We start from the raw sequence: 25,916 nt of genomic DNA, 5'->3' as shown, positions 1-25,916 counted from the left end.
TAGCAATATTGTATTCATGTGGTCCACGGAAATCCAAGCATTTGGGAATTATTTAAAGATTGAGCGCGGCCTATCGCCACATTCTTTAGATGGTTATGTGCGTGATGTAACCAAATTTGCACAATTTTATAGCGACTCAGTGGGCCACTCAATTCGCCCAGAAGCGGTTGAAGAAAATCAAATTCTTGATTATTTTAAAATCTTACATGACTTGGGAATTGAGGCAAGTAGTCAAGCACGTTGTTTATCTGGCCTTCGCAGTTTTTTCAAATATTTATCAATGGAGAACCCTGATTTTCGCGACCCAACCGTTCATATCAAGTCTCCGCAAAAGGGCAGACATTTACCGGATACCTTGTCTTTTGATGAAATTGAATCAATTCTGGAGTCCAATGACATGTCAAATCCCCAAGGAATTCGAAATCGAGCTATGTTGGAGTTCTTATATGGTGCTGGTTTGCGCGTTTCAGAATTGGTTTCCTTAAAGTTAACCGATATTTATTCTGATTTAGGCCTTGTTAAGGTGCGAGGAAAGGGCGACAAGGAACGTTTAGTTCCTGCTGGGCGTGATGCGTTTCGTTTTTTAAACCTGTACCTAGAGGAGGTGCGAAATCATGTGGATTGTAAGAAGGAGGCACAAAATGTGGTCTTTTTGAATCGGCGTGGTGCCGCGCTTAGCCGCGTCATGGTTTTTATCATTTGCAAGGATTTGGCGGCTAAGGCAGGAATTACCAAAACCATCAGTCCGCATACTTTCCGTCATTCCTTTGCGACCCATTTAATCGAAGGTGGTGCTGATTTACGTGCCGTCCAAGAAATGCTCGGTCATGAATCTATTTTGACTACGGAAATATATACGCACTTAGATCGCGCATACTTAAGTCAAATGGTGCACGATTTTCATCCCTTAAATCGCCGGTCAGAAAATTAATTTTCGTCCGGATACGGAATAAAGACAAAGTTGGTAAACTGCCCATCTACCACAAATAAACAGGCATATTCTTCCACATCTTTAAAGTTCTGTACAAACAATTCGATGTTTTCCTCTGCGATTAATTTGCGTTGAACAAACTCCTCCATCATAGATGCATGGTAGTTCCACTTGTTTTCATTCAATTCGGCCACCGCAATTAGCATTTGGCCAATTTCGATGGGCCTTTGCGAACAAACAAATACAGGGAAATCAGAGAATCCACGCTTTTTTATTTGGTATGCAGCCTCCTTAAGTGTATCGGCTACACGCACAAAATCACTTGATATTAATCCTAAATATTTCCCATTTAAATCAGGGGAGTTAGGGGCGTTGGATAGGGCGGTGTAATCTTCAATCATCGGGCTAATAATAAAAGTTGAATGTCTTTTAATGGTTTTTTGTACAATTTAGCGATACTTGCTAGCGTAACGTGTCCTTTGTAACAGAAAGTTCCTTTCATGAATGATTTACCTGCCCAAAGCATTTCCTCCACGCCACCCGTTTTACCCGCTTTTAAAACAAAAGAGGTTAATAAATTGCTCATAGCAATGCTCGCCGTTTGTGATACCAATGAAGGAATATTAGGAACGCAATAGTGGCTTATACCAAATTTCTTGAATACAGGTTTTCCTAAACTAGTCAATTCGGATGTCTCAAAGCACCCCCCTTGATCGATGCAAACATCAATAATCAATGTTCCCGGCTTTAATTTGCTGACCATTTCTTCGGTGACAACGCATGGTGTCACTCCTGTGTCGGAACGTAAGGCTCCCACAATAACAGTGGCCTCTTGAAGGGCTTGTGGCAAATTCTCAGAATCGATTACTTGAGTTACCAGCGGAAATCCCAACGTATGTTTTAATCGTTGAAGTTTATATATGTCTTTGTCAAATACCTGCATTTGAATACCGGCATGCCATGCGGCACGAGCAACTTGTTCAATAACATGCCCTGAACCAAGTAATACCAATTTGCATGGGGGAACCCCTGTCACGTTTCCCATTAATAAGCCTGGGCCTTTATGATTACTTAGTATGCCACTCGCAATTGGTAGGACTAATTGGCCTGCAATTTCAGCCATGATTTTGACGAAGGGATATCCACCGGCATTATCTTCGGCATATTCCAAGCCAACAGCAATCAATTGTTTTCTATTGATTTCATCTAATAACTCTCCAGAAAGCTGGTGTTTTGATGCACATGAAACAAAGGATTGACCTGGCATCATGCGACCAATCTCTTCTAACGTAGGTGCATTGATTTTTAAAATTAAGCCTCCTTGCCATATTTGTTGGAGGTCTTCTGTGACACTAGCTCCAGCTAATAGGTAATCCGCATCTGAAAACCCAGCTCGTTCCCCAGCGCCATGCTCAACAATGACTTCATGTCCGTTAGCTACTACTAGTTGGACCGCTTGTGGTGTTAATCCAATGCGGTTTTCATGCGCGCTTGTTTCTTTTGGTAATGCGATTTGAATGCTTTTCGCATTTTGTTTGGTCCAACTCATCGCCTCCATCGGCATAATGCCCTGTTGGGAGAGTAATTCGTGAAATGGATTTGTTGTGCGCATTTTACCAAATAAGGGTTAAATTTCTTTCGTTTTCATTGATGGCCTCTAACTGAAAATTCACGTGAGGGAAATCCCACAATGCTTCAGCCTGCTCGGGCCACTCAATAATACAATAATTTCCGGAATCTAAATATTCTTCAATGCCTATTGCTAAGGCCTCTTGAACATTTTTTAATCGATATAAATCGAAGTGATATATACGTTGCCCTTTCTTATTCAGGTATTCATTGACTAACGAAAATGTTGGGCTTTGTACGGATTCATCAACACCCAATTGTTTAACTATTTCTTTCGTTAAGGTTGTTTTCCCTGCGCCCATTTGTCCACGAAAAAGCCATACCTGAGGAGCGTCTTGCAAAGCAAGTATTACCTCACTTGCTACGTTAGGTAAATCCGTTAATGTATAGGATTCCCAGGTTCTCATAGATCGATATCTCCTAATTGAGGGCGAATGAGAATTTCTTCCAAAACAGTAGAAGGACTCATTTGATAGGCTGAAAATATTGTTTGCGCCACATCATCTGCTGGAATAAAACGAGATTCAGGTAGTTCAACACCATCCCAGGAAGGAGTCAGCGTTGCCCCAGGTAAAATGGCCGTTACTTTAATACCTTGTGTTTTCAATTCCTCACGTAATACTTTAGTAAATCCTAGTAAGGCAAATTTACTGATGCAATAGGATCCTCCTAAGGTGTATGCCGTAATGGAGGCGGTTGAACAAATATTGAAAATATGGCCTGCTTTTTTGTTCTGAAAAGTTGGCAATAATGCTCTTGTTAAATGATAAGCGCTATATAAATTAGTCTCAATGGTCTTCTCAAGTAAATTATCTGCTTCGTTTTGAATTTGTCCGGGAATAAATACACCGGTATTGTTTACGAGGACATCAATTTGATTGCTTTGTTTTAAAATCCAATGGGCAAAATTCCCAACTTCTTGTTTGTTACTTAAGTCGGCAGCATACGTATGTAAGCGGTCAGTACCCATTTCAGATTTTAGTGCGTCCAATTTCTCTTGATTTCGGGAGCAGGTGTAAACAGTAAACTGTTCAGCTAAAAACTTTTTTACCAGTGCTTTGCCAATTCCTTGGCTTCCACCACTTATAACTACGGATTTGTTCATTATCTTTGAGACTTAGCGCGTTCTTAAATTCAAACGCATGTCAAAATTAGGCAAATATTTAATCTTCCTGAGTAAGCTTTTTACAAATCGTGAGAAATTTCGGGTGTATTGGACATTAACGATGCAGGAATGTAAGGATATTGGAATTGATTCCATGTTAATTGTTACGATTGTCGCATCATTCCTAGGGGCCGTTACTTGTGTGCAAACTGCGGCCAATATGGATAATCCGTTTGTACCAAAATACATCATCAGTTTAATTGTAAGGGATTCGACTATTTTGGAGTTAGGACCTACCATTACCTGTGTGGTTTTAGCCGGTAAAATTGGTTCAAATATTGCAAGTCAATTAGGTACTATGCGTATATCAGAACAAATTGATGCTTTGGAGGTGATGGGAATTAATTCCTCTTCTTATTTGGTTTTGCCTAAGATGATCGCTTCCATGGTAACTTTTCCGATGTTGGTAACACTTGCCTGCTTCTTGGGAATATATGGCGGTTATTTAGCTGGTTGGTTGACGGGTTCAGTAACCCAACAAGATTACATTTACGGACTTCAATTCGCCTTTAAGCCGAGTTATGTGATATTTGCCATCATTAAATCTGTGGTATTTGGGTTTTTGGTTGCAACGATTGCTGCTTTTCAAGGATTTTATACCAAAGGGGGAGCCTATGAAGTAGGAAAAGCAAGTACCGCCGCTGTTACAAATTCTTGTATTGCAATTTTAATTGCTGATTATCTTTTAGCCCAATTGCTGGTAGGCTAAATTCGTTCAATAAAAACTTCGGTTGTTAAGCTGGACAAGGCTGTTCCTCGGTAGCTTCCATAAACAGGAGTGATTTCCTCGGGCAAGCACGAAGCAGCAAGGGGGATATGATTTCCAGATACAACCTCATGTTGGGTAGGATCATACCCACGCCAACCACCTCCAGGAAGAAATACTTCTACCCAAGCATGTAAATGATGTGTTTGATTTGGAACATCTACGGGCGATGCGCCAGTGTAATAGCCCGAAACAAAACGGGTAGCTATTCCCATAGCTCTACAAAGTGCGGAGAAAAGAACGGCGTAATCTCGGCAAGAACCTTTACGACTAACTAACGTTGTTTCTGGAGTATTGGGGGCGCCCTCTTCTCGAATTTCGTAGGCGAAATTTTTGAAAATAAATTCATTGATTTGCATTAAAAATGCGGAGGTTTCATATTGAACCTGCGAAGCCAGTTGGCGGGCGGTGTGTTCCACCACATTACCTATACCCTCAATGCCTAGATATGGACTTAACGTTTTTACATAGGCCTCAGAATAGCGCATAGGTAAGCGTTTACTTTCAAAAGGGAAATAGACGAAATCAAAAGGGTTAAATTCGGTGGTTTCCACTTGCGCTTGCATGTGGATTGTTAGGTAATTGGTAGGGTCCTTGAAAAATAAAATATTTTGAATATTACCTTCGGGATCCAGGTTTTTGGAAATCTGAACAGGAACAGGGTCTATGCTAAGCCCAAACGATTTTACGCTTAGCAAAGAGCTTTTTCGGGGGTGTAAATACAGAATATGTGGATCCAGGGTAACTGGTTCGCTATATTGATACTGAAGCCTATGAAGGATTTTAGCGATCATTTGAGGGCAAGGTCAGTAAGCTCTTCATCCAATATTCTTCTATGGTTTCTAGGGAATTTCGCAAAGCGAGATTCCAATCATCCGAAATCTTCTGCATATCCTCTTTGTAAAGGCGAATTTCCTTCGCTTTAAAACTTCCTTTTTCATAAACGACCACATCGATTGGATAATCGACATCATTTGTACTGACTTGCGTAGCATCAAAGGAAAGAAAACCCATTTTCAGGGCATCTTTTAAAGGAGTCTCAAAACTCAAGTTTCTATTGAGTAGCGGTTTTCCATAATTAGCATTGCCGATAATTTGGTATTTTAAACCATCATTTATTTCAATCCAATTTCCTTCGGGAAAAATTAAAAACAACTTATGTTCGCTGTCTTTGGGCATTTGTCCTCCTACGATAGCATGTAGATTAAAGTTGTAACCTTCTTTTTCAAGTGAATCACGGTCTTCTTGTGCGACTTGTTTTAGCATTTGCCCAAAAGCTGTTGCTGCTTGAAACATGTAATCATAGGATGATTCCTCGTCATCTATTTTTTGATTAAAATACGTCACGGCCTTATCCCTAACCGAACGAAGCCCAGCTGTCATGATAAATAAACTATGTTCATTGATCTCGTGGATAGAAATTTTCTTATTGGAGTACATTTCGTTTCCGGCAGTTATGCGCGTGTCTGCAATGGCAATAAGTCCTTCCTTGACGGTGATTCCTAAACAGTATGTCATATAATAATGGCTGGCAAATGGGATCGCAATATTACAAATTAAAATCGAGACCCCGGATTAACTCACGGGTTTCAGGTCAAAATAGGTATTGAAAATGGTTTGGCCGATTTCGTTGTTTTTTGTTTGGAAGTTATCCAAGAATTGATGCAAACCTGTATCAAGGATATCATCTATTTCCGTGAATTGAACTTCTGAAAGTAATTTGGAAACCTTTTTCTCTGCTGGGTTTGAATACCCGCTTTCAAAGGATGTACCCGAAATGGCATATAAGGAAACCTCGGCTTCTTGCAGACAGTGTACGACAGATCTTGGGAAACTCTTTTCCAAAATGAGGAATTCGACAATATTTTTGGGGTTGATTATCTTGTATTGTTGGCGAAACATGTTGTAGGCCGAGTTGGATTTCAACACAGCTGACCATAATAATAGGTCCAATGGCGATCCTATCGCGTCAATATCCGGGAGAAGTGTAAAATATTTAACATCAAGGAAACGGGTTGTTTTATCTGCTCGCTCTAATAACTTTCCTAATTGACCAAAGTGCCATCCTTCTCCGCGTGTGATGGTGGAATCAACAATACCATAAAACAATTGACTTCCTGATTTTATCTCTTCAAGGAAACCTTGATAACGGGATATCTCCCAATCTTTACTTCCTTCTACCCGGTCTTTGACTTTCCAGTATATTTGGTTTACGTATTCCCACATCTCGCGCGAAATACTTTCTCGTATTGTGCGTGCATTTTCACGGGCACTATATAGGCAAGACAAAATGGAATTGGGGTTACTTTCATCGAATGTCATGAAATGTAAAACATGCTCCCGGTTGGCGGTTGGATAATGCTCAAAGAAATTATAGTGATCCGCGGTCGCTACAATGAGTGGTTCCCATTGTTCAGGGACGTTGGGTGGTAAGTCCAATGCGAGATTGAAATTAACAGAAATAAAACGCGCATAATTGTCCGCGCGTTCAATATACCGGTTCATCCAATAAATGGAGTTTGCTACACGACTTAACATAGAAGTACGATTGGTTAATGCTTGATTAGCCTGTTAAGGCATGTTTAAAATTAGCCTTTTTTTTGATTTGGCATATCTGCTGACTTGTTTATTTTACAATGTCATAGGAATCTGCAGATAATCCTTGTTTTATTCCCATAATCGAGGGGTATTTTGTATTTTTGTAGCTTCAATTTATTGACATTTTTATATGTTTTATCAATACCTCATTAAACCTTTCTTTTTTCTCTTTGATCCAGAGCGCGCGCATTATTTGTTAGCGGATTTGATCAAGTTTTTTATGAGAATTCCGGGGGTGCCTGTTCTCTTTCGATGGATTTACGGATATGAGCATCCTCAATTAACGCGTACGGTTTTTGGGATTGAATTTCCTAATCCGGTTGGCTTAGCTGCCGGATTTGATAAGAACGCGTTATTGATTGATGAATTTTCAAATTTGGGTTTTGGGTTTATTGAAGTGGGAACGGTTACTCCAAAGCCACAAGATGGAAATGAGAAGCCTCGTTTATTCCGTTTGCCAGCGGATGCAGCTATTATTAATCGAATGGGATTTAATAATGATGGATTAGCCGCCATAAAGCAACGCCTTCAAGTACGTCAATCGAAGATTATCATCGGTGGAAATTTGGGGAAAAACAAGTTGACGCCCAACGAGGAGGCAGAGGAAGACTACTGCCTTGGGTTTGAGGCATTGTATGAGGTGGTGGATTATTTCGTTGTTAATGTTAGTTCTCCCAATACACCTAATTTAAGAGCATTGCAAGAAAAAGAGCCTTTGCGCCATTTGCTTATTCGATTACAAACCTTGAATGACGAAAAGCCAAAACCAAAGCCGATACTCTTAAAGATTGCTCCTGATTTAAGCAATGACCAACTAGATGATGTGATTGAAATCGTTATGTCTACTGGTATTGCGGGCATAATTGCTACCAATACTACCTTGTCAAGGGAAGGTTTATTGTCGGCTGATACTTTAAAAAATGAACAAGGTGGATTAAGTGGTAAGCCGGTGCAAAATCGTTCGACGGAGGTGATAGCTTACATACACCAAAACTCAAATGGGAAGATACCAATCGTTGGGGTAGGGGGAATACATTCCGCTGAAGACGCGATTGAGAAAATTCGGGCAGGGGCGAGTTTGGTTCAGATTTATACGGGTTTCATCTACGAAGGTCCTGGTTTGATAAAAAAAATCAATCAAGGAATCGTTCAAGAGGGACTTTAAAATTGATTTTGTAAATCGAATCAAAAAGTCGAAATTTATATGTTTATAATGATTGTTTAGTAGATGGCGAAGAAGATAGTAAATCCCACAAGTACACTTCAAATTAATTTTGATTCTGAAAATCGTAAACCTCAAACGCCTGGCGAAATTGCCTATCGTATTCGGTTGATTTTCGGTGCCTTTTTAGTTCTGGTAGGTTCACTATTGCTGTTTTCATTTGTCTCTAGCTTTTTTGTTGGCGTATCAGATCAAAGTGAAGTCTCGGAGGGCGCATTGGAGGTAATTGCAGGTTCGGATATCCCTGTAAAAAACTGGGCTGGTTTGATAGGAGCTAAAATTGCTCATTTCTTTTTGTTTAAAACTTTCGGTTGGTCATCCTTTTTATTAGTGCCCTTGTTTTATTTATCAGCCATCAAATTATTGTTTAAAAAGGAGTTTTACCCTTTAGATCGTTTGACTTGGCAGCTTATCTTCTACATTATTTGGGGAAGTTTATTGGCTGGATTTTTTGTGTTTCAATTGGATTTGCCTCATTCGATGGGTGGTGGTATTGGCTATTTTGTAAGTGAAAAGTTGATTCAATTGATTGGTTATCTTTCCGTTTTTGCCATTGGATTTACGGGTTTGGTGTTTTTTATTTTGTTTTACCAGTGGAATCCGGCTAAAGCCAAAGTCCAAACGGCAGCATCAGGTGGCGCTATACCTACGGGTGAGTCAACGGGAGAGGAAGCCCTTTTTGACGATGATGATGATTCATCATTTCATGTTGACAATGAAGATTTAGAGGAGTATCGTCCACATGTTCCTCCAGTAAAAGTGGACGAAGAGGATGAGAATCTATCCGCTGATTTGCCTATCCTAGAGGAGCAAATAGCGGAGGCCGCCCTGGAGGAAGTAGATGAAACGCCATTTACCTTTAAAGTAGCGGATGAGGATGATGCTGCGGTTGAGGTTGAAGAAACGCCTCCAACGACGGCTGAAAAGGCAAATGATTTAGTAGCGCAATTTGGTTTATATGACCCGACTGCGGATTTGCCCAAGTATGTTTACCCAACGCTTGACTTGTTAAAAGAGTACGATCAAAAGAATCAGACGACTCAGGTAACCATGGATGAGCTTAAGGAAAACAAAGAGAAAATTGTTGAGACCTTATTGAACTATGGTATCGGTATTCAGAAGATTGAGGCTACCATTGGGCCAACGGTTACATTATATGAAATTGTTCCTAAGGCCGGTGTTCGTGTAAGTAAAATCACTTCTTTGGAAGATGATTTATCGCTTTCATTGGCAGCGATGGGGGTTCGTATTATCGGTCAAATGCCAGGTAAAGGAACCATTGGTATTGAAGTTGCGAATAAGAATCGCGAAATGGTACCTGTCCGGGCGGTTATTGGGTCAGAGAAATTCCAAAAGTCTACTTATGACTTGCCAATCACCCTAGGTAAGACTATTTCAAACGAAATTTTTGTTGCCGACTTAGCTAAAATGCCTCACTTATTAATGGCAGGTGCTACAGGACAAGGAAAGTCAGTTGGCTTGAATATGTTATTGACTTCGTTGATTTACAAGAAACATCCTTCCACCTTAAAGTTTGTTCTTGTAGATCCCAAGAAAGTTGAATTGTCGCTCTTTAATAAATTGGAGCGTCATTTTTTAGCATGTTTACCAGATTCTGCGGAGGCTATTATCACGGATACGAAGAAAGTTGTCGCAACCTTGAATTCACTCTGCAAGGAGATGGATATGCGTTATGATAAATTGAAAGAAGCGGGATGTCGCAACATCAAAGAGTACAATACGAAGTTTATCAACCGTCGGTTAAATCCGAATGAGCATGACTTTATGCCATATATCGTTTTGGTGATTGATGAATTAGCTGATTTGATGTTGACTGCGGGTAAAGAAGTAGAGCATCCGATTGCTCGATTGGCTCAATTGGCGCGTGCGATAGGTATTCACTTGGTAGTGGCTACACAGCGTCCTTCCGTTAACGTTATTACGGGTACTATTAAGGCAAACTTCCCAGCGCGTCTGTCATTTAAAGTAATGTCTAAAATTGACTCCCGTACCATTTTGGATGCGGGTGGGGCCGACCAACTAGTGGGTATGGGAGATATGCTCTTATCTATGGGGTCAGAAGTAATTCGTTTGCAATGTGCTTTTGTGGATACACCAGAGGTAGAGGAAATTTGTGATTTTATTGGGAACCAACAAGGTTATTCGTCAGCCTACTTATTACCAGAGCCGGATGCCGATGAAATGGGAGGCCAGGATCGGGGGGATGTAGATTTAGGAGATCGAGATTCATTCTTTGACGAGGCCGCTCGATTAGTCGTGATGCACCAGCAGGGAAGTACATCTTTGATTCAGCGTAAATTGAAATTGGGTTATAATCGCGCAGGTCGTTTAATTGATCAGTTGGAAGCTGCGGGAATCGTAGGTTCATTTGGTGGTTCAAAAGCCCGTGAGGTATTAGTTAAATCTGAAATAGAATTAGAAGAAATTTTGAAAAACTTAAAGTAATGAAAAAACTAATTGTATTGATTTTGTTATCTATGCCCGTTTGGGGGCAGGTAAATAAGGCCATCAGCATCATTGATGGCATGCAGAAAAAATATAAGGGTATGGGGTCTTTTTCGGCTAATTTCAGCTATCAAACAGATGGAGGTAATGCCCTAACGGGTTCTATAACCGTTAAGGGGACCAAGTTTCGTTTAAAGACCGCGGGACAAGAAATCTTTAATAATGGAAAAGAAGTTGCTACCTACATCAAGGAGATTAATGAGGTAAACCTATCGGATTTTGATCCGGCAGATGGAGATTTGAATCCAGCGAAGATCTATACGTTTGACAAAAAAGGGTATAAGTTTACCTTGGTGAGCGAGGCCGGTGGTGTAGCTACGGTTGAAATGGCTCCTACTGGTAAATCAGCCCAAGTGAAAAGCGTTACGATTAAGATTAATTCTTCCGACTTAACCGTAAAGTCTTGGATTATTGTTAACAAGACAGGAAAAAAGCAATCGTTTTCGGTAACCAAATTGAATCCGAAAGCCGGTGTAGATGATGCGTATTTTACCTTCAATAAAAAATCATTCCCAGGAGTTGAGGTGAATGATTTAAGATAGATACTGTTTCCTATTCCTAGACATAATAGTCAGGGGATGTAAAAGAAAAAGGCGCAAGTATTGCGCCTTTTTCTTTGGAATGTTTTTCTGAATTTATGCTAATTGAAGAATCAATTGTTTCATGATTTCTAATCCATCCGTATTATTCAAATCTGGATCTGCTGCGCGTTCTGGATGTGGCATCAAACCGAATACATTGCGTCCCTCGTTACAAATTCCAGCTATGTTCAATAGACTTCCATTGGGATTTGCCTCGTCATTCACTTGGCCATTCGCATCGCAATAATAGAAAAGAATTTGGTCATTTGCCTGTAGAGAAGCCAAAGTAGCTTGATCGGTGAAATAACGACCTTCTGCGTGCGCGATGGGTATCTTGTAGGCTTTGTTGAGATCTAATTCCTGCGTCAACAATGCATTATTAGTTGCCGCTTTCAAGTAAATATTTTTTGAAATGAATTTCTGCGAGTTGTTGCGTAATAGAACCCCAGGTAATAAATGCGCCTCAACCAGTACTTGAAAACCATTACAAATCCCCATTAAATAACCTCCATTTTTGGCAAATTCAATAACGTGGTCCATGATTGGCGAAAAGCGTGCAATGGCACCTGAGCGTAGGTAATCACCATAGGAGAAACCACCTGGTACAATAATGAAATCACAGCCTTGTAAATCGGTATCCTTGTGCCAGAGTTTAATGGCTTCGTGGCCTAAGCTTTGAATTACGCCAACGGTATCATCATCACAGTTGGATCCAGGGAATACAATTACGCCAAATTTCATTTCTTTTATGTCTTAATTTTGTGCAAAAATACAGGATTTTGGCGATTTATTTTAGCAATTCTTTGTCAAATAAATAGCTTTCTTCGTCTAATTGGGGCTGGTGATCTAATTTGATTTCTTGCCAGTAAGTTTTCGGATTAATTTTCTCTCCTGACCTAAGCATTAATGGATATTCAATTTCATCGCTGATATTGCTCCAGCGGTACTTAAAATTCCAATTACTACCTTCCTGTTGAATACTGTATTGCAAATTAGGGTTCTTCACCTGATATAAATAATGCATCATAAGTGATTTTATAGGCTTATTTAAGTGTTTACTCCAATAGTCCACTACTTCTTGGGTATTGGTATTTTTGTGGTAAAAGGCCATGCAAAATTCACGCATGGTTTTAAACCAAAGGGCATCATCTTGAATAATATTGCGTAGGGTATGGAACATCCACGTTCCTTTGAAGTACATGTCAGAATCAGGATGCTGGTAGTTGACATGATAAGGACCCGCAATAGGGAATGCATAGCGAATGTTATTTCGTTGGGCATTTAAGTAGATACGAGCCTGATCTTTACCAAATTTTTCTTCCACATAGATTGCTTCAGCATAGGTTCCAAGTGCTTCATGAATCCATAAATCGGCATGATCAGAACAGGAAATGGAATTGCCAAACCATTCATGTGCCGACTCATGCACAATGATGAAATCGAATCCAAATTTGTTGTTTTTGTAGTGATTACCATAGGCTACAGCACTTTGGTGTTCCATGCCCCAATAATCAGTTTCAACTAATGCATAGCCATCTTTAGGGAAAGGGTAGGGGCCAAAATATTTTTCAAAAATTCGTAACATTTCTTCACTTTGTTCGAAATGTTTTTTGGCAACGCTTTCATTTTCTTTTAACACGTAATAGTCTAAAGCCAAGGTTTTGCCATTGAGTTGCTTCATTGATTTAGACCAATGTGCATAATTTGCCATGTTGATGCTGACGTTGTAAAGGTTGATGGGGTAACTTACTTTCCAATGGTACTCATCCGTTGTTGCCTTGCTGATTTTTTCTACCAAGTTTCCATTTGATACAGAAATAAGACCTTTAGGGCCTTCAATGTGAATATCCATAGATTCAGGCTCATCTGAAAGATGATCCTTACACGGCCACCAAACCGAGGCACCTAGTCCTTCACACGATACGGTCACCCAAGGATTTCCTTGGGGGTCTTTAGTCCATGAAAAACCACCATCCCAAGGCGGTTTTACGGCTGGCCGAGGTTGACCATGGTATTTCACCCATACCGTTTGTACTTGATTAGCCGGAACTTCCTTCGCGGCTTGTATGAAAATGGCATTTCCATCTCGGCGGAAATTTACCTTTTTATTTGCCCATTGGATTTCATCAATAGTCAGGTTGGCAAATAAATCCAATTGGATTTCTGATGTTTTTTGCGTGGTGATAAAACGAATTCGGTTACTGCCTGAAATGCTTTTTTCTTGCGGATTAACCGCAACATGTAAATCATAATGTAGGACATCGAAACAAGATCGCGAAGGACTTAATGTTCCTCTAAGGCTATCTGCGTGTGAGAAACCTTGTCCCATTAAGCCGAAGGGAAATAATAAAATGAGGAGTAGTTTATTGTACATTGTAAAATGAAATGAATTTAAAGATATAAAAAAAGCTGCACCTTGGGAGTGCAGCTTATAAATTGAGCGAAAAAAGCGTCTAGTAACGGTAATGTTCTGGCTTAAATGGACCAGCTTGTGGTACGCCGATGTATTCCGCTTGTTCTTTTTCTAGTTTCTCTAATTTAGCACCGATGTGTGCCAAGTGTAAGAATGCTACTTTCTCATCCAAGTGTTTTGGTAAGATGTACACTTTGTTTTCGTAATTTTTCGAATTGGCCCATAACTCTAATTGAGCCAATGTTTGATTACAGAATGAATTTGACATCACGAATGATGGGTGCCCCATTGCACAACCTAAATTCACTAAACGACCTTCTGCCAAAACAATTACGTTTTTGCCGTCGATGGTGTACATATCTACTTGTGGCTTGATTTGATCTTTCGTGGAACCGTAGTTACTGTTCAACCACTCCATATCGATTTCGTTATCGAAGTGACCGATGTTACAAACGATTGCTTTGTCCTTCATTGCTTTGAAGTGGCGATCACGGATGATTTTCACGTTACCCGTTGCTGTTACAAAGATATTCGCACGCGTAGCCGCCTCGTCCATTGGAACAACTTCATATCCATCCATAGCTGCTTGTAAAGCACAAATAGGGTCTATTTCAGTCACTAATACACGGCAACCAGCACCACGTAATGAATCTGCAGAGCCTTTTCCTACATCACCATAACCAGCTACTACGGCTACTTTACCGGCCAACATTAAGTCAGTCGCACGACGTATTGCATCAACTAATGACTCTTTGCAACCGTACTTGTTGTCAAATTTAGACTTCGTAACCGAGTCATTCACGTTGATTGCTGGCAAGAATAAAGTGCCATTCTTCATACGCTCATATAGACGGTGAACACCAGTCGTAGTTTCTTCTGATAAACCTTTTATTCCTTCAATCAACTCAGGATATTCATCAAAAACCATGTTGGTCAAATCACCACCATCATCCAAGATCATGTTTAATGGTTGACGATCTTCACCAAAGAATAACGTTTGCTCAATGCACCAGTTGAATTCTTCTTCGTTCATGCCTTTCCAAGCGTAAACGGGAATACCGGCAGCTGCGATAGCGGCTGCAGCGTGATCTTGTGTTGAGAAAATATTACATGATGACCATGTTACATCTGCTCCTAAGGCAGTTAATGTTTCAATTAATACCGCTGTTTGGATGGTCATGTGTAAACATCCTGCGATGCGCGCACCTTTTAACGGTTGGGCTGCACCAAATTCAGTACGCAAGGCCATCAAGCCTGGCATTTCTGCCTCTGCTAATTGAATTTCTTTGCGACCCCAGTCGGCTAATGCAATGTCTTTAACTTTGTAAGGTACGTAAGTGCCTGATTGTGATGCCATTGTGTATTCTATTTTATTTCGAATTCTTAAGAAAGTGCAAATTTAGTCCTTTATTGCGGAGCAACAAAATTTTGTTATCAGAAAGCGTAAACTAGGCATTGAGGAATGGCAAAATACTCTCCAGTTGAATTCCACGAGAACCTTTAACCAATAAAAAGCTATCCGTAATAGGATGATCTTGTAACCAATTGTGAAGGCCGAATTTGTCTGGGAAATAATATGCTTGTGGTAGAAAGTGCAAGGCATGTTGCATATGATCACCTACTAAAAGGACCTTTGAAAAATCGAATTCTGCAATAAGTTTACCCAGTAATTTATGCTCTGATTCTGTTAAGTCACCTAATTCAAACATATCTCCCAAAATAACAATCTTCGGATTATTTTCAGTTGAGGCGAAATGACTAATGGCTGCCTGCATGGATGAAGGATTGGCATTGTAAGCATCCATTAAGACTTGGTTGGATCCTATTTTTATGAATTGTGAGCGATGGTTTGTAGGTAAGTAAGAACTAATTCCTGTCTGACAGGCCTTATCACTTAATCCGAAAGTCTTTCCTACGGCAATTGCCATTTGGATATTTTCAAAATTATAAATCCCTGGTAAGTGCGATGTAACAATACTTCCATCAGGACATGAAAATGTGACCGTTGGTTTGGCTTCTAATAAAGTAATGGGCATCGCTTCATTTGCATATACACAGTCACGGATTCCTCTTTCTTGACTCATGGTATAAACTACATTTTTGTCTTTAGGTAAAAAGACGATTCCTCCATGTAGGGCTACATAATCGAATAATTCACCTTTCCCTTTAATTACTCCAGATTCGCCCCCAAATCCCTCTAAATGCGCTTTACCTATATTCGTAATTAAACTGTGTGTGGGTTGAGTTATCTCCACCAATTCCTTAATGTCCCCTTGTTTGTTGGCCCCCATCTCGATAACGGCTACCTCATGCATAGGCTTTATTTGAAGTATTGAAAGTGGAACCCCAATGTGATTATTCAAGTTTCCTTCCGTTGCGTAGCATTGGTATTGCTGTGACAAAACAGAAAACAAAAGTTCTTTGGTCGTGGTTTTTCCATTTGACCCCGTTAAACCTATAATCGGAATTTTCAACGTGCTACGATAGTCACGGGCTAAGTCTTGTAAGGCTTGCAATCCATCCTCAACCAATATGGTTTCTTTTCCAGTTAAATAAGCCGGATCATCAATAATGGCAGCTATTGCTCCTTTTTCTAAGGCTTCTTTTGCTAAAACATTGGCATTGAAGTTAGGCCCCTTTAACGCAAAGAATAGATTCCCCGCTTGAATTTTTCGGGTATCTGTACATATGCCAGTAGATGATAGAAATAAATCTAAAAGAGCTGAATTTAAAATCTTCATGTTAATTTTAGTGAGCCTTTGTTTACATGCAGCTACAAATATCGAATGAAAAATTGTTTAATCCTTTTATTGGGCTTGATAAGTATGCAAATACAAGGCCAAAAATTAAGATTTAGCATTATTCAAAACTTACGTGTCAATCAAAATGGGACAAACTTATCACTACCTTGGGCTGGTGGGATGAATTCCATGCAGTATCAAAGTATGGATTTGAATAGTGATGGGATTGTCGATTTGGTTTCATATGACAGGACGAGCCAACAAATTTCTACTTTTTTACAAGATCGACTTGGCTCATTTGTTTTTTCGCCTCAATATATTTCAAAATTTCCTCGTATTGAGAATTGGTTTGTGCTTGTGGATTATAATCGGGATGGTCAAAAGGATTTGTTCAGTTCTACGAGCGCTGGCATTAAAGTGTATGAAAATAAGTCTACTGCTAATCAAATTGTTTTTGAATTAGTCAAAGAACCCCTTTTCAGTGTTGGCTTTTCCGGTTTGATTAACCTATATGTGGCTGCTCCTGATATCCCCGTTGTTGCTGATGTAGATCAGGATGGCGATGTGGATATATTGGCATTTGAACCTGGTGGACATTATATTGAATTCCATGAAAACATATCCATTCAAAAATCGGGAACGGCGGGATTGCAATTTGTGAAATCGCCTACCAATTGGGGAAACATAATACATCAAGATTGTAAGTCAATTCAACTGTTGCAATCCGAAAAGAGATCTGATGCCGTACAACTAAAGAATAAAGTAGCCCACGTGGGCAATAGCCTAGGTATTACGGCTCAAAATGATTTGTTCTTGGGGCAAGTGTCCTGTGATAATTTGACTTTTTTGAAAAACATAGGAACAAACCAACAAGTAAAATATTCAAATATTGATTATGATTTTTTATCTACTAAGGCAGTTTCTCCCGGTGTATTTTACACCGCGACACCTTTGCAATTGACAGGCAATTCCGAAGATGTTTTTGTATCGGTCAATTCAGCTGATAATGTAGGGTATTTACAAGATTTTCAACATTCTTCATTTCAAGTTAGCTCAGGGAAAGCTACGCCTTTCTTGCAAGATCAAATGATTGATGTGGGGGAAAAGGCAAGTCCTTGTTTTTTTGATATAGATGCCGACGGCGATTTGGATCTATTAATAGGTCATGCAGGTTATCGAAAAGCAAATGATGTTAAAGCCGGAATTTATTTATATGAAAATCAATTAGGTACATATAATTTAAAGACATCGGATTATTTAGGCTTGACAGCAAGGGAATCATTGACGGAAATTGTGTTGCAAGTTTCAGGCAATCAAGTAATTGTTGTGGGACAAAGTTCCATGGGGACTAAGGCTTATAAAATAGTCAACCAGCAATTGAGCCCGATAAATTTTGAGTTAAATTTTGGTGAAATTCCATTATTTAGTCCTTGGGGGAATATGATATTAACCAAGTCCGGGCGTATTCAGTGGTCGAAATCAGGTCTGGACTGGGGTCAGTTGGGTCAGTATCCCTGGCAAATAAGAACTTGCCAATTTGCTGATTTAGATGGTGATGGAACGATTGAATTTATTGGAATAGATATGGAGGGTCAATGGCATGTTGGTAATTACCAAGATGAGACGAATACCCTAACATGGCTTGATGCCGATTTTTTTGGGCTTACAGTAGGTCGCAATGCACGTTTGCAAGTAGCCGATTTTACTGGGGATGGCCGAAATGATTTAATTGTGGGTACAGGAAGTGGTGGGGTATATCTAGTAGAAAATAAAAGTACTTCACTTGTTTGGGAGGGTTTGAAAAATGATGCATTTCAGGTTTGGCCCAATCCCAATTCAGGCCTTATTCATGTTCTAGCAAATCAGCCGGGCGAATTTCAAGTATTTAATAGATTAGGTCAATTACTAGATCAAGTTTCAATAAAATCAGGTAAAACATACCAATTCACACATGCAAACATGCATGTATTGCGATTTATAGATGCCAAAGGTCATGTGACAACCCGAAAAGTACAGCAAGATTAAAAGAATTTTTCTGCTCCTAAGAGAATCTGACGTAGGCTAACAATGATGATGACAATCCCTACTAAAATCATCATACTCTTCACGGGAAGCTTATTCGCTAAGCGCGCTGCAATAGGAGCTGCTACGACACCCCCTAAAATAAGTCCTGCGATTACTTGCCAATAACCTAGGCCGATCACGGTAAAGAAGGTTAACGAAGAAGCGAGGGAAACAAAGAACTCAGTTAGATTAACACTTCCTATGGTATATTTAGGATGACGACCTGAAGCGATTAAGGTAGAGGAAACGATTGGACCCCAGCCACCTCCACCGATGGAATCGAGGTAGCCTCCGAAAAGTGCCAACCAGCCTACACGTTTTAATTGACGTTTTTCTTGTCGCTTGATTAATGCCTTTCGAATAATGATTGCTCCTAAAAATAAGGTATAAATGGACACGATAGGTTTAATGTATCCTGAATAATCCTCTAGGGACGATAGAACATAGGCACCTAAAATGGCTCCAATAACGCCCGGGATAACTAAAGTTTTGAATAATTTGGAATTCACATTACCAAATTTCAAATGCATATAGCCAGAAACGCCAGAGGTAAAGACCTCAGACGCATGCACACTGGCTGAAGCAGCGGCCGGGGTGATGCCTACCGACATCAAAAACGTAGTGGCTGTAACACCATATGCCATTCCCAAAGCACCATCGATCATTTGGGCGATAAATCCTCCCAATATGTAGTAAAGAATTTCTGAATCGACCGTGTTGAATATCGCAATAACATTTTCAGCGGTTAAGTATGTAAAAAGAAGATGCCCCACTATCATTAAGGCAAGCGCATTGCTTAGGTGAATGATGACTTCCGTAATGCTCCTTTCTCGTTTCCAAATGATATCGATAGCTTTAAATAAGCTTGGAAATTTAGGCTTTTTAGGTGTCGAGTCAGGTTCTGTGGACATGGTTAATTCAATTATCCTACAAAACTAATAGACTTTACTTAATCTACCAACAAAGTAGAGTAAATATTTTTTCGTAAAATTCGTGTAAATTGCATCCCCTTTTGAAAAACAAACAATTTATGCGTTCAGAGTATCAATTTCGTGAGATCGAAAAAGCTTGGCAAGGAATTTGGGAGAAAAACCAAACATTCAAAGCTCAGGTTAATCCCAATAAACCCAAGTATTATGTGTTAGATATGTTCCCTTATCCTTCTGGAGCGGGGCTTCATGTGGGTCATCCACTTGGCTACATTGCATCTGATATTATGGCGCGTTATAAGCGATTGCAGGGGTATGAAGTGTTGCATCCCATGGGATTTGATTCCTTTGGTTTGCCTGCAGAGCAATATGCGATTCAGACGGGCCAACATCCAGCGATAACGACGGAACAAAACATTACGCGTTATATCGAGCAATTGAAAAACATGGGTTTTTCGTTCGATTGGTCACGTGAGGTGCGTACATCTGATGCTTCTTATTATAAATGGACGCAGTGGATTTTTATGCAGTTGTTTAATTCTTGGTATAACCAGTCGGCCGACAAAGCTGAATCCATAGATACCCTAAAGAAGATTTTATCATCACAGGGCTCTATTGGATTACAGGCTGTATGCGATGAGGAGGTAGAACGCATCTCCGCGGCAAGTTGGCATGCGATGAGTGAAGAGGAGCAATATGCTTATTTACTGAATTTTCGTTTGGCATATTTGGATGATTCAGTCGTTAACTGGTGCCCTCAATTAGGTACGGTATTAGCGAATGACGAGGTTAAAGATGGTCTTTCCGAGCGTGGTGGTTATCCGGTTGAGCAGAAAAAAATGCGTCAGTGGTCAATGCGCATTACCGCATATGCAGATCGTTTATTACGGGGTTTAGAGGAGGTTGATTGGTCAGACTCCTTAAAAGAACAACAGCGAAACTGGATTGGGAAATCAATCGGTACCGATGTAGAATTTGCCATTGAAGGTATTTCAGATAAGAAAATTAAAGTTTTTACAACGCGTGTCGATACCATTTATGGCGTATCCTTTATGGTTTTAGCACCGGAGCATGAGTGGGTGGCGGAGTTAACGAAGCCAGCCCAACAAGCCGACGTGGATGCGTATATTACCTGGACAAAATCCCGTTCAGAGTTGGATCGTGTTTCAGAGGTTAAAACGGTTTCAGGCGTATTTACAGGTTCTTATGTAATTAATCCGCTGAATAATGAGCGGGTTCCTCTTTTCCTTGCGGACTATGTATTGGCCGGTTATGGAACGGGTGCCGTGATGGGTGTACCTTCGGGTGACCAACGAGACTGGAATTTTGCCAAGCATTTTGATTTGCCTATTCCAGCCATATTAGATGCACAAAAAGATATTGAAAAACAGGCCGATAATACCAAAGAGGGGAAATATATCAACTCGGGTATCATCAACGGCATGGGTTATAAGGAAGCCACAGATACCTTAATTCAGTGGTTAGAGGAACGAGGAATTGGTAAGGGAAAAGTGCATTACAGAATGCGTAATGCCGTATTCTCTCGTCAACGTTATTGGGGTGAGCCCGTTCCGGTATATTTTAAACCGACATCTTCAGGCCAATTATTGCCTTATTTAATTCAGGAATCCGAGTTGCCTTTGGAGTTACCAAAAATCGACAAGTATTTACCTACTGAAACGGGCGAGCCGCCATTAGGTCGTGCCGCAGATTCGTGGAAATATCAAGGTCAGTATGATTATGAATGGTCTACCATGCCGGGTTGGGCTGGATCATCCTGGTATTGGTACCGATATATGGATGCTAAAAACGATGCCGAATTTGCTTCCTCTGAAGCTGTTAACTATTGGAAGGCAGTTGACCTATATATCGGAGGTTCTGAACATGCTACCGGTCACTTATTATATTCGCGTTTTTGGAATAAATTTTTGAAGGATTTGGGCTATGTGGCAGAGGAGGAATTTGCAAAGAAATTGATCAACCAAGGGATGATTCAGGGTCGGTCGAATTTCGTTTATCGAGTGAAAAATTCGGATCAAGTGACTTTTGTATCGTATGGATTGAAAGATCAATACGATGTAGCTGCGTTGCATGTAGACGTGAATATTGTCGAAAATGACATCTTGGATCTTGAGGAATTTAAGCGCTCACGCAACGATGTTCCTGCAGATGCACAATTTATTTTAGAAGATGGGAAGTATTTATGCGGTTGGGAAGTGGAGAAAATGTCCAAATCGAAGTTCAATGTTGTAAATCCTGATGATCTAATTGCCAAATATGGGGCTGATACTTTACGGGTTTATGAGATGTTCTTAGGTCCTTTGGAGCAATTCAAACCTTGGAATACGAATTCGATTTCGGGGTCACACAATTTCTTGCGGAAGGTGTGGCGATTGTTCTTTGATGAGCAAGCTCAGAAATCTGTTTTAGTGGATGCGTCAGCAACACCTGAAGAATTAAAGGTTTTACATACGGCGATTCGTAAGGTGCAAGATGATTTGGATCGTTATTCATTCAATACCGTTGTATCGACTTTGATGATTTGTGTGAATGATTTAGGCCAATTGAAATGTCATAAGAAATCGGTTCTTCGTGAATTGGTTTTATTGCTTTCTCCTTATGCGCCACACATTGCTGAGGAGTTATGGGTGGCTTTGGGTGAGGAAGCGGGTGCGATCTCACACGCGAAGTTCCCTGTTTTCAATCCAGAATTCTTGGTGGAGAACGAGTTCAATTATCCGATTTCATTTAATGGTAAGGTTAAGTTGACCTTAGCTTTTTCTGCCACGGCAAGTCCTGCAGAAGTAGAGACGGGTGTATTGGCCAACGATCAAGTGCAGAAACATTTGGACGGTAAAGCTCCTTCTAAGGTGATTGTGGTTCCGAAACGGATCGTTAATATTGTTTTAGGCAAATAGTTGGAAAGGGCTGAGGGGTCAGCCCTTTTTAGTTTTGTACTACTAGATCAATGATTTTAAATAATGTGAGGCAGAAGGTCATTAAGCCGAGTGTCCATTTAATGTGAGATTTCATCGTTTTCTCAATGGTAGCTTCCATTCTTGACTCAAAAGAAATGAATCTCGCCTCTAAGGTTTCGAATCTTGCTTCAAGTGTTTCGAATTTTCCTTCTAGCGTATAAAATCTATTTTCAAGTTCTTGAAACCTTCTTTCGAGTGCATTAAACCTACCTTCGAGTTCATGAAATTTACCCTCCATTAGCTGAAATTTACCCTCAAGAATATGGAATCTTTCCTCAAGTACCTGGAATCTTTCCTCAAGTACCTGGAATCTACCCTCAAGTAACTTGAATCTTCCTTCAAGCGCATGAAATCTTCCTTCAAGCGTATGGAATCTTCCTTCAAGCTCAAGAAATCTACCTTCAAGTCCACAAAAATCAGTTCTTAATTGAGCCACATCTGCAGCTACTTCATCTAATCGCTGATCTAAATGATTCATGTGATTGAATGCTGATTTCACTAGAAGTGAATTCACATCTTGATCTGTTAAAGCCTCTCCACTAGAAAACTTGTTTTCAATTAGCTGTATACGAGGCTGAATCATTTCCAGTAGCTGATTCTCAATTTTGGCAGTCTTTCTCATTTTCTGGGCTAGGTTTGTTAAAACAAATTTCGCCCGCTAAAATGCCGTTTCCTATTCAAAATTTGACTAATCGAATGATTATTAGTTTAATGATTTAATCCATGCGCGAACGAGTTCGACGCCCTCTTGGTGCACAATGGTTCTGCCAAGTTCCGGCATCATGACACCCGGATCATGTGAATTCATGCGGTAATGTAGAATGCTTTCGGCGGGTTTGCCTGCAACAATATCGTATTGAAGCCCACCTGAACCTCGACCTGCTGCTACAGGTGATTTCATCATCCCATACGCCGTCGAACCATAATAGCGGTAATCTAAAAACAAACCAGAACTTTTTGCAGGTCCTTTCGGATTATGGCAATGTGCACAATTGATATCTAAATATGCTTTAACACGTTCATTTAAGGAAGCACCTTCGTCACTATATGAAACGAATTTGGGACGTAATGAAGGAACGTTACTCATTTGATTTGTCCGATTCCAATAGTCCAACTGGTTTTCGGAACCATGGACATATTGCATCGACGCATTCATCTGTCGTGCTGAAGGACCAATTGGAGTCATCATACCATCTCGCTCATGACAACCTTTACATTGATTGACATTAGGTACTACATAATTTACTTGCTGTTTCTTTCCTTGTTGGTTCTTAAACTCCACCAAACTTGTTCCTCCAGCCACTTCTAAATATGCCTCCGTTTGCTCCTCATTCCAAATATAGGGTAATGCTACCCAGCCCGTTGGTTCATGACTTAGAATACGTGTTTCCATCAAGCGTCTACTGCCATTTGGTTTTCGCTCATCCATGGGATAATAAAAGGTCTTAGCAATACGGGTACCTACCGGAAATTGGAATACGGAATCGGGATTATAAGCGACAGACTGACCCGCTGGCAATTGTATAAAACGTAATTTATGTGCGTAATCTGAAAATAAAGGAGATATCAATTCATATGGGGTCACACCGGAATGGGGTAATTGATTTTTTAAATCCCCCTCAAACAAGCCATAATCAGACAATTTACTCGGAAATTTAGGCCCCGGCTGATAAGAAAACAAACCCAATAACAAGATAAATCCTAGGTATCGCATCGTTAAAATTGATTCGATTTGACATATTCTTGTACACAATCAAGCTCCTTGGGATTGCGACGCACGTTCTTAAAATCATGTTCCGCATCCATATTAGCTACAGATTGGTTTATATTTTGATGCACACAAATCCGATGCTGAGGTAAATATTGCCCATCACTTCCACAGCGCGTTGAATCCAAAACACCATCATAAACGATATGTGGTACATCCCGACCAAAACGCAGTTTGAATCGGTAGATCTGCGCAAAGCGTCCTTCCAATGGAACGCGTCCAAGCCGACGCTCAAAGGTGTTTTTGTATACCGAAATGGCGGTTGGGTAGGGGTCATATTCCTTATCTTTAATGGCTATCTCTGCCAAGAAATAGGAAATAATGCCTACACCTACGGTCCGATGATTTAATATTTTATTGTCGAAAATATCTACGTTGCTGGTCGCAAGAATTAGCATGCCGGTTCCGCGGGGAACTTTGCCAACAATATTACCTTTGGGTGCAAAATTAGATAAGTTATTATCCTCGATGAGGTTATCGTGCACCTTGACGAAACCACCCTTCTTTTGAATCAAATCAGGTAAGTCAAATACTAATATGCCTCCCGTATTTCCATAGGCATGGTTATGGTGTACATCTGCATACAATGAGTTTTCAATCTCAATGCCAGCAACATTTTGATAGGCTATGCAGTTTTTTACTTCGATGTTTTTGGATTGCCCCACATAAATACCCGCATCAGATGCACCGATCGCGATACAACTATCAATTAATATATTGGTGCATAATACAGGATATAGCGCATAGGAGCCATTTTCTGCTTTTGGGCCACCCGTCCATTCCGCTTTGATGCGGCGGAATATGATATCCTTCACGTGCATCGTTTTGATTAAATCACCTTTGGAATCCTGAACGGTAAAATCTTCCAAAATGATATTTTCACAGTTGGTGATTTTAATACCTTCAGCACCCGTTTTTTGATTTTTAAAGCTTAAAACGGTTTTGTCCATTCCTTTTCCACGAATGGTGATTTTCTTTTTACCCTCTAAGGAAAGACTACCTGAAATTTGAAAATTTCCTTCCTCCACTTCAATCACATCACCATCTGAGGCAAGAATTAATTGTGTCTGAAGTGCTTTTTCAAATTGGGCTTGCCCCATGACTGGAGAAAGCCCAATGAATAATAAAAATATCAGTAAATATTTCATTCGAATTAGTTACGAGGACCACCACCCGCACGCATTTGCGTTTGCATAGTCTTGTATTTTTCTAATTGCTCCGGTGTCAAAATAGCCTTTAATGTTTCTAGTTGGCCTTCATTAATCTTCTTCATTTCACCCATCATTTCCTCGCGTTCCATTCCAGCTTGACGGAATTCCATCATTTTTTCTATACGGGCAACAATTAAGGGCTCTATTTTATCTTCTTGTTCTTTGGTCAATTTTAATTCCGAACTCATTCGGTTCAATTGATTCATCGCCATTTCTTGAGGACTTGGCATCTGTGCGTGTGCTGCTTCGCCAGCTCCCAAAAGAGCAACGACCATGGCAATTGTCGTTAAGATTTTTTTCATAGGTTTTATTTTTTCAATTCTCAATTTAAGTAATTTATTTAAACACCGTATCTAAAATCAAGGAATAAACTTTGCATGTTTGCATCTGATCT

23 protein-coding genes are annotated in these 25,916 nt (G+C 40.1%); 7 read left to right on the top strand and 16 right to left on the bottom strand.

What is annotated here, in order from left to right; all coding sequences use genetic code 11:
* The first annotated feature begins 16 nt into the window (after positions 1 to 16).
* On the top strand, positions 17 to 931 hold the full coding sequence (xerD, locus tag ACIQZ2_RS01910) for a site-specific tyrosine recombinase XerD (RefSeq protein ID WP_395767146.1): 915 nt from the start codon (positions 17 to 19) through the stop codon (positions 929 to 931).
* On the opposite strand, the gene ACIQZ2_RS01905 is transcribed toward xerD, so the two are convergent.
* The 4 genes from ACIQZ2_RS01905 to ACIQZ2_RS01890 are packed head-to-tail and all read right to left on the bottom strand — an operon-like array spanning position 928 to position 3,665.
* Positions 928 to 1,332, bottom strand: a complete 405-nt coding sequence (locus ACIQZ2_RS01905; RefSeq protein ID WP_395767145.1) for a hypothetical protein — start codon at positions 1,330 to 1,332, stop codon at positions 928 to 930. The two genes, xerD and ACIQZ2_RS01905, sit on opposite strands and share 4 nt — an antisense overlap.
* Complete coding sequence (locus tag ACIQZ2_RS01900) at positions 1,329 to 2,543, bottom strand: alanine dehydrogenase (RefSeq protein WP_395767144.1); 1,215 nt, start codon at positions 2,541 to 2,543, stop codon at positions 1,329 to 1,331. Before ACIQZ2_RS01900 ends, ACIQZ2_RS01905 begins: the two co-directional genes overlap by 4 nt.
* Before the next feature lies 1 nt (position 2,544).
* Entirely contained in the window at positions 2,545 to 2,967 is a 423-nt protein-coding gene (gene tsaE, locus ACIQZ2_RS01895) for a tRNA (adenosine(37)-N6)-threonylcarbamoyltransferase complex ATPase subunit type 1 TsaE (protein ID WP_395767143.1), read from the bottom strand.
* On the bottom strand, positions 2,964 to 3,665 hold the full coding sequence (locus ACIQZ2_RS01890) for an SDR family oxidoreductase (RefSeq protein WP_395767142.1): 702 nt from the start codon (positions 3,663 to 3,665) through the stop codon (positions 2,964 to 2,966). Before ACIQZ2_RS01890 ends, tsaE begins: the two co-directional genes overlap by 4 nt.
* Before the next feature lie 37 nt (positions 3,666 to 3,702).
* Between ACIQZ2_RS01890 and ACIQZ2_RS01885 the strand changes: the two genes are divergently transcribed.
* Entirely contained in the window at positions 3,703 to 4,434 is a 732-nt protein-coding gene (locus ACIQZ2_RS01885) for an MlaE family ABC transporter permease (RefSeq protein ID WP_395767141.1), read from the top strand.
* On the opposite strand, the gene ACIQZ2_RS01880 is transcribed toward ACIQZ2_RS01885, so the two are convergent.
* From ACIQZ2_RS01880 to ACIQZ2_RS01870, 3 genes are read right to left on the bottom strand one after another with little or no spacing between them, the layout of a single operon-like run.
* Positions 4,431 to 5,285, bottom strand: coding sequence for a transglutaminase domain-containing protein (locus ACIQZ2_RS01880; protein WP_395767140.1), 855 nt, complete (start codon positions 5,283 to 5,285; stop codon positions 4,431 to 4,433). The two genes, ACIQZ2_RS01885 and ACIQZ2_RS01880, sit on opposite strands and share 4 nt — an antisense overlap.
* Positions 5,275 to 6,009, bottom strand: a complete 735-nt coding sequence (locus ACIQZ2_RS01875; RefSeq protein ID WP_395767139.1) for a peptidase — start codon at positions 6,007 to 6,009, stop codon at positions 5,275 to 5,277. The genes ACIQZ2_RS01880 and ACIQZ2_RS01875 overlap by 11 nt, the downstream gene beginning before the upstream one ends.
* Before the next feature lie 57 nt (positions 6,010 to 6,066).
* A complete protein-coding gene (locus ACIQZ2_RS01870) occupies positions 6,067 to 7,029 on the bottom strand; it encodes an alpha-E domain-containing protein (protein ID WP_395767138.1) in 963 nt (320 codons plus the stop codon).
* Between the two features lie 190 nt (positions 7,030 to 7,219).
* On the opposite strand from ACIQZ2_RS01870, the gene ACIQZ2_RS01865 reads away from it, so the two are divergent.
* The 3 genes from ACIQZ2_RS01865 to ACIQZ2_RS01855 all read left to right on the top strand — a co-directional run bounded on the left by ACIQZ2_RS01865 (position 7,220) and on the right by ACIQZ2_RS01855 (position 11,379).
* On the top strand, positions 7,220 to 8,254 hold the full coding sequence (locus tag ACIQZ2_RS01865) for a quinone-dependent dihydroorotate dehydrogenase (RefSeq protein ID WP_395767137.1): 1,035 nt from the start codon (positions 7,220 to 7,222) through the stop codon (positions 8,252 to 8,254).
* A gap of 63 nt (positions 8,255 to 8,317) precedes the next feature.
* Positions 8,318 to 10,777, top strand: a complete 2,460-nt coding sequence (locus tag ACIQZ2_RS01860; RefSeq protein WP_395767136.1) for a DNA translocase FtsK 4TM domain-containing protein — start codon at positions 8,318 to 8,320, stop codon at positions 10,775 to 10,777.
* A complete protein-coding gene (locus ACIQZ2_RS01855) occupies positions 10,777 to 11,379 on the top strand; it encodes an outer membrane lipoprotein carrier protein LolA (protein WP_395767135.1) in 603 nt (200 codons plus the stop codon). The genes ACIQZ2_RS01860 and ACIQZ2_RS01855 overlap by 1 nt, the downstream gene beginning before the upstream one ends.
* Before the next feature lie 93 nt (positions 11,380 to 11,472).
* Here ACIQZ2_RS01855 and purQ read toward each other — a convergent pair whose 3' ends face one another.
* From purQ to murF, 4 genes are all read right to left on the bottom strand, one after another.
* Complete coding sequence (gene purQ, locus ACIQZ2_RS01850; RefSeq protein ID WP_395767134.1) at positions 11,473 to 12,159, bottom strand: phosphoribosylformylglycinamidine synthase I; 687 nt, start codon at positions 12,157 to 12,159, stop codon at positions 11,473 to 11,475.
* Positions 12,160 to 12,205: 46 nt separating this feature from the next.
* Positions 12,206 to 13,792 (bottom strand): M1 family metallopeptidase, encoded by a 1,587-nt coding sequence (locus ACIQZ2_RS01845; protein WP_395767133.1) that lies wholly within the window; start codon positions 13,790 to 13,792, stop codon positions 12,206 to 12,208.
* Positions 13,793 to 13,871: 79 nt separating this feature from the next.
* Positions 13,872 to 15,188, bottom strand: a complete 1,317-nt coding sequence (gene ahcY, locus ACIQZ2_RS01840; RefSeq protein WP_395767132.1) for an adenosylhomocysteinase — start codon at positions 15,186 to 15,188, stop codon at positions 13,872 to 13,874.
* Positions 15,189 to 15,279: 91 nt separating this feature from the next.
* Positions 15,280 to 16,572, bottom strand: a complete 1,293-nt coding sequence (murF, locus tag ACIQZ2_RS01835; RefSeq protein ID WP_395767131.1) for a UDP-N-acetylmuramoyl-tripeptide--D-alanyl-D-alanine ligase — start codon at positions 16,570 to 16,572, stop codon at positions 15,280 to 15,282.
* Positions 16,573 to 16,617: 45 nt separating this feature from the next.
* On the opposite strand from murF, the gene ACIQZ2_RS01830 reads away from it, so the two are divergent.
* Positions 16,618 to 18,597, top strand: coding sequence for an FG-GAP repeat domain-containing protein (locus ACIQZ2_RS01830; protein ID WP_395767130.1), 1,980 nt, complete (start codon positions 16,618 to 16,620; stop codon positions 18,595 to 18,597).
* Here the strand turns inward: ACIQZ2_RS01830 and ACIQZ2_RS01825 are convergent.
* Positions 18,594 to 19,547, bottom strand: a complete 954-nt coding sequence (locus ACIQZ2_RS01825; protein ID WP_395767129.1) for a sulfite exporter TauE/SafE family protein — start codon at positions 19,545 to 19,547, stop codon at positions 18,594 to 18,596. The genes ACIQZ2_RS01830 and ACIQZ2_RS01825 overlap by 4 nt on opposite strands.
* Positions 19,548 to 19,666: 119 nt before the next feature.
* On the opposite strand from ACIQZ2_RS01825, the gene leuS reads away from it, so the two are divergent.
* Positions 19,667 to 22,483 (top strand): leucine--tRNA ligase, encoded by a 2,817-nt coding sequence (gene leuS, locus ACIQZ2_RS01820; RefSeq protein WP_395767128.1) that lies wholly within the window; start codon positions 19,667 to 19,669, stop codon positions 22,481 to 22,483.
* Positions 22,484 to 22,511: 28 nt separating this feature from the next.
* Here leuS and ACIQZ2_RS01815 read toward each other — a convergent pair whose 3' ends face one another.
* The 4 genes from ACIQZ2_RS01815 to ACIQZ2_RS01800 form a co-directional block, all read right to left on the bottom strand.
* Positions 22,512 to 23,165, bottom strand: a complete 654-nt coding sequence (locus tag ACIQZ2_RS01815; RefSeq protein ID WP_395767127.1) for a hypothetical protein — start codon at positions 23,163 to 23,165, stop codon at positions 22,512 to 22,514.
* An 81-nt stretch (positions 23,166 to 23,246) separates the two neighbouring features.
* Entirely contained in the window at positions 23,247 to 24,257 is a 1,011-nt protein-coding gene (locus ACIQZ2_RS01810) for an SO2930 family diheme c-type cytochrome (RefSeq protein WP_395767126.1), read from the bottom strand.
* A gap of 2 nt (positions 24,258 to 24,259) precedes the next feature.
* Entirely contained in the window at positions 24,260 to 25,459 is a 1,200-nt protein-coding gene (locus tag ACIQZ2_RS01805; RefSeq protein WP_395767125.1) for a parallel beta-helix domain-containing protein, read from the bottom strand.
* A gap of 5 nt (positions 25,460 to 25,464) precedes the next feature.
* Entirely contained in the window at positions 25,465 to 25,824 is a 360-nt protein-coding gene (locus ACIQZ2_RS01800; RefSeq protein WP_395767124.1) for a hypothetical protein, read from the bottom strand.
* Between the last annotated feature and the right edge of the window lie 92 nt (positions 25,825 to 25,916).

It is taken from the genome of Aquirufa sp., from assembly GCF_044342065.1.
Classification (GTDB): Bacteria; Bacteroidota; Bacteroidia; order Cytophagales; family Spirosomataceae; genus Aquirufa.
This window is presented reverse-complemented; position numbering and strand designations above follow the sequence as displayed.

Bases quoted from the DNA above. Each gene is read 5' to 3' on its own strand.
- leuS (WP_395767128.1), top strand. From the start codon at position 19,667: ATGCGTTCAGAGTATCAATTTCGTGAGATCGAAAAAGCTTGGCAAGGA.
- ACIQZ2_RS01810 (WP_395767126.1), bottom strand. From the start codon at position 24,257: ATGCGATACCTAGGATTTATCTTGTTATTGGGTTTGTTTTCTTATCAG.
- tsaE (WP_395767143.1), bottom strand. From the start codon at position 2,967: ATGAGAACCTGGGAATCCTATACATTAACGGATTTACCTAACGTAGCA.
- ACIQZ2_RS01875 (WP_395767139.1), bottom strand. From the start codon at position 6,009: ATGACATACTGTTTAGGAATCACCGTCAAGGAAGGACTTATTGCCATT.
- ACIQZ2_RS01865 (WP_395767137.1), top strand. From the start codon at position 7,220: ATGTTTTATCAATACCTCATTAAACCTTTCTTTTTTCTCTTTGATCCA.
- ACIQZ2_RS01825 (WP_395767129.1), bottom strand. From the start codon at position 19,547: ATGTCCACAGAACCTGACTCGACACCTAAAAAGCCTAAATTTCCAAGC.
- ACIQZ2_RS01880 (WP_395767140.1), bottom strand. From the start codon at position 5,285: ATGATCGCTAAAATCCTTCATAGGCTTCAGTATCAATATAGCGAACCA.
- ACIQZ2_RS01815 (WP_395767127.1), bottom strand. From the start codon at position 23,165: ATGAGAAAGACTGCCAAAATTGAGAATCAGCTACTGGAAATGATTCAG.
- murF (WP_395767131.1), bottom strand. From the start codon at position 16,572: ATGAAGATTTTAAATTCAGCTCTTTTAGATTTATTTCTATCATCTACT.
- ACIQZ2_RS01890 (WP_395767142.1), bottom strand. From the start codon at position 3,665: ATGAACAAATCCGTAGTTATAAGTGGTGGAAGCCAAGGAATTGGCAAA.
- ACIQZ2_RS01845 (WP_395767133.1), bottom strand. From the start codon at position 13,792: ATGTACAATAAACTACTCCTCATTTTATTATTTCCCTTCGGCTTAATG.
- ACIQZ2_RS01900 (WP_395767144.1), bottom strand. From the start codon at position 2,543: ATGCGCACAACAAATCCATTTCACGAATTACTCTCCCAACAGGGCATT.
- ACIQZ2_RS01800 (WP_395767124.1), bottom strand. From the start codon at position 25,824: ATGAAAAAAATCTTAACGACAATTGCCATGGTCGTTGCTCTTTTGGGA.
- purQ (WP_395767134.1), bottom strand. From the start codon at position 12,159: ATGAAATTTGGCGTAATTGTATTCCCTGGATCCAACTGTGATGATGAT.
- ACIQZ2_RS01885 (WP_395767141.1), top strand. From the start codon at position 3,703: ATGTCAAAATTAGGCAAATATTTAATCTTCCTGAGTAAGCTTTTTACA.
- ACIQZ2_RS01905 (WP_395767145.1), bottom strand. From the start codon at position 1,332: ATGATTGAAGATTACACCGCCCTATCCAACGCCCCTAACTCCCCTGAT.
- ACIQZ2_RS01830 (WP_395767130.1), top strand. From the start codon at position 16,618: ATGAAAAATTGTTTAATCCTTTTATTGGGCTTGATAAGTATGCAAATA.
- ACIQZ2_RS01860 (WP_395767136.1), top strand. From the start codon at position 8,318: ATGGCGAAGAAGATAGTAAATCCCACAAGTACACTTCAAATTAATTTT.
- ACIQZ2_RS01855 (WP_395767135.1), top strand. From the start codon at position 10,777: ATGAAAAAACTAATTGTATTGATTTTGTTATCTATGCCCGTTTGGGGG.
- ahcY (WP_395767132.1), bottom strand. From the start codon at position 15,188: ATGGCATCACAATCAGGCACTTACGTACCTTACAAAGTTAAAGACATT.
- ACIQZ2_RS01870 (WP_395767138.1), bottom strand. From the start codon at position 7,029: ATGTTAAGTCGTGTAGCAAACTCCATTTATTGGATGAACCGGTATATT.
- xerD (WP_395767146.1), top strand. From the start codon at position 17: ATGTGGTCCACGGAAATCCAAGCATTTGGGAATTATTTAAAGATTGAG.
- ACIQZ2_RS01805 (WP_395767125.1), bottom strand. From the start codon at position 25,459: ATGAAATATTTACTGATATTTTTATTATTCATTGGGCTTTCTCCAGTC.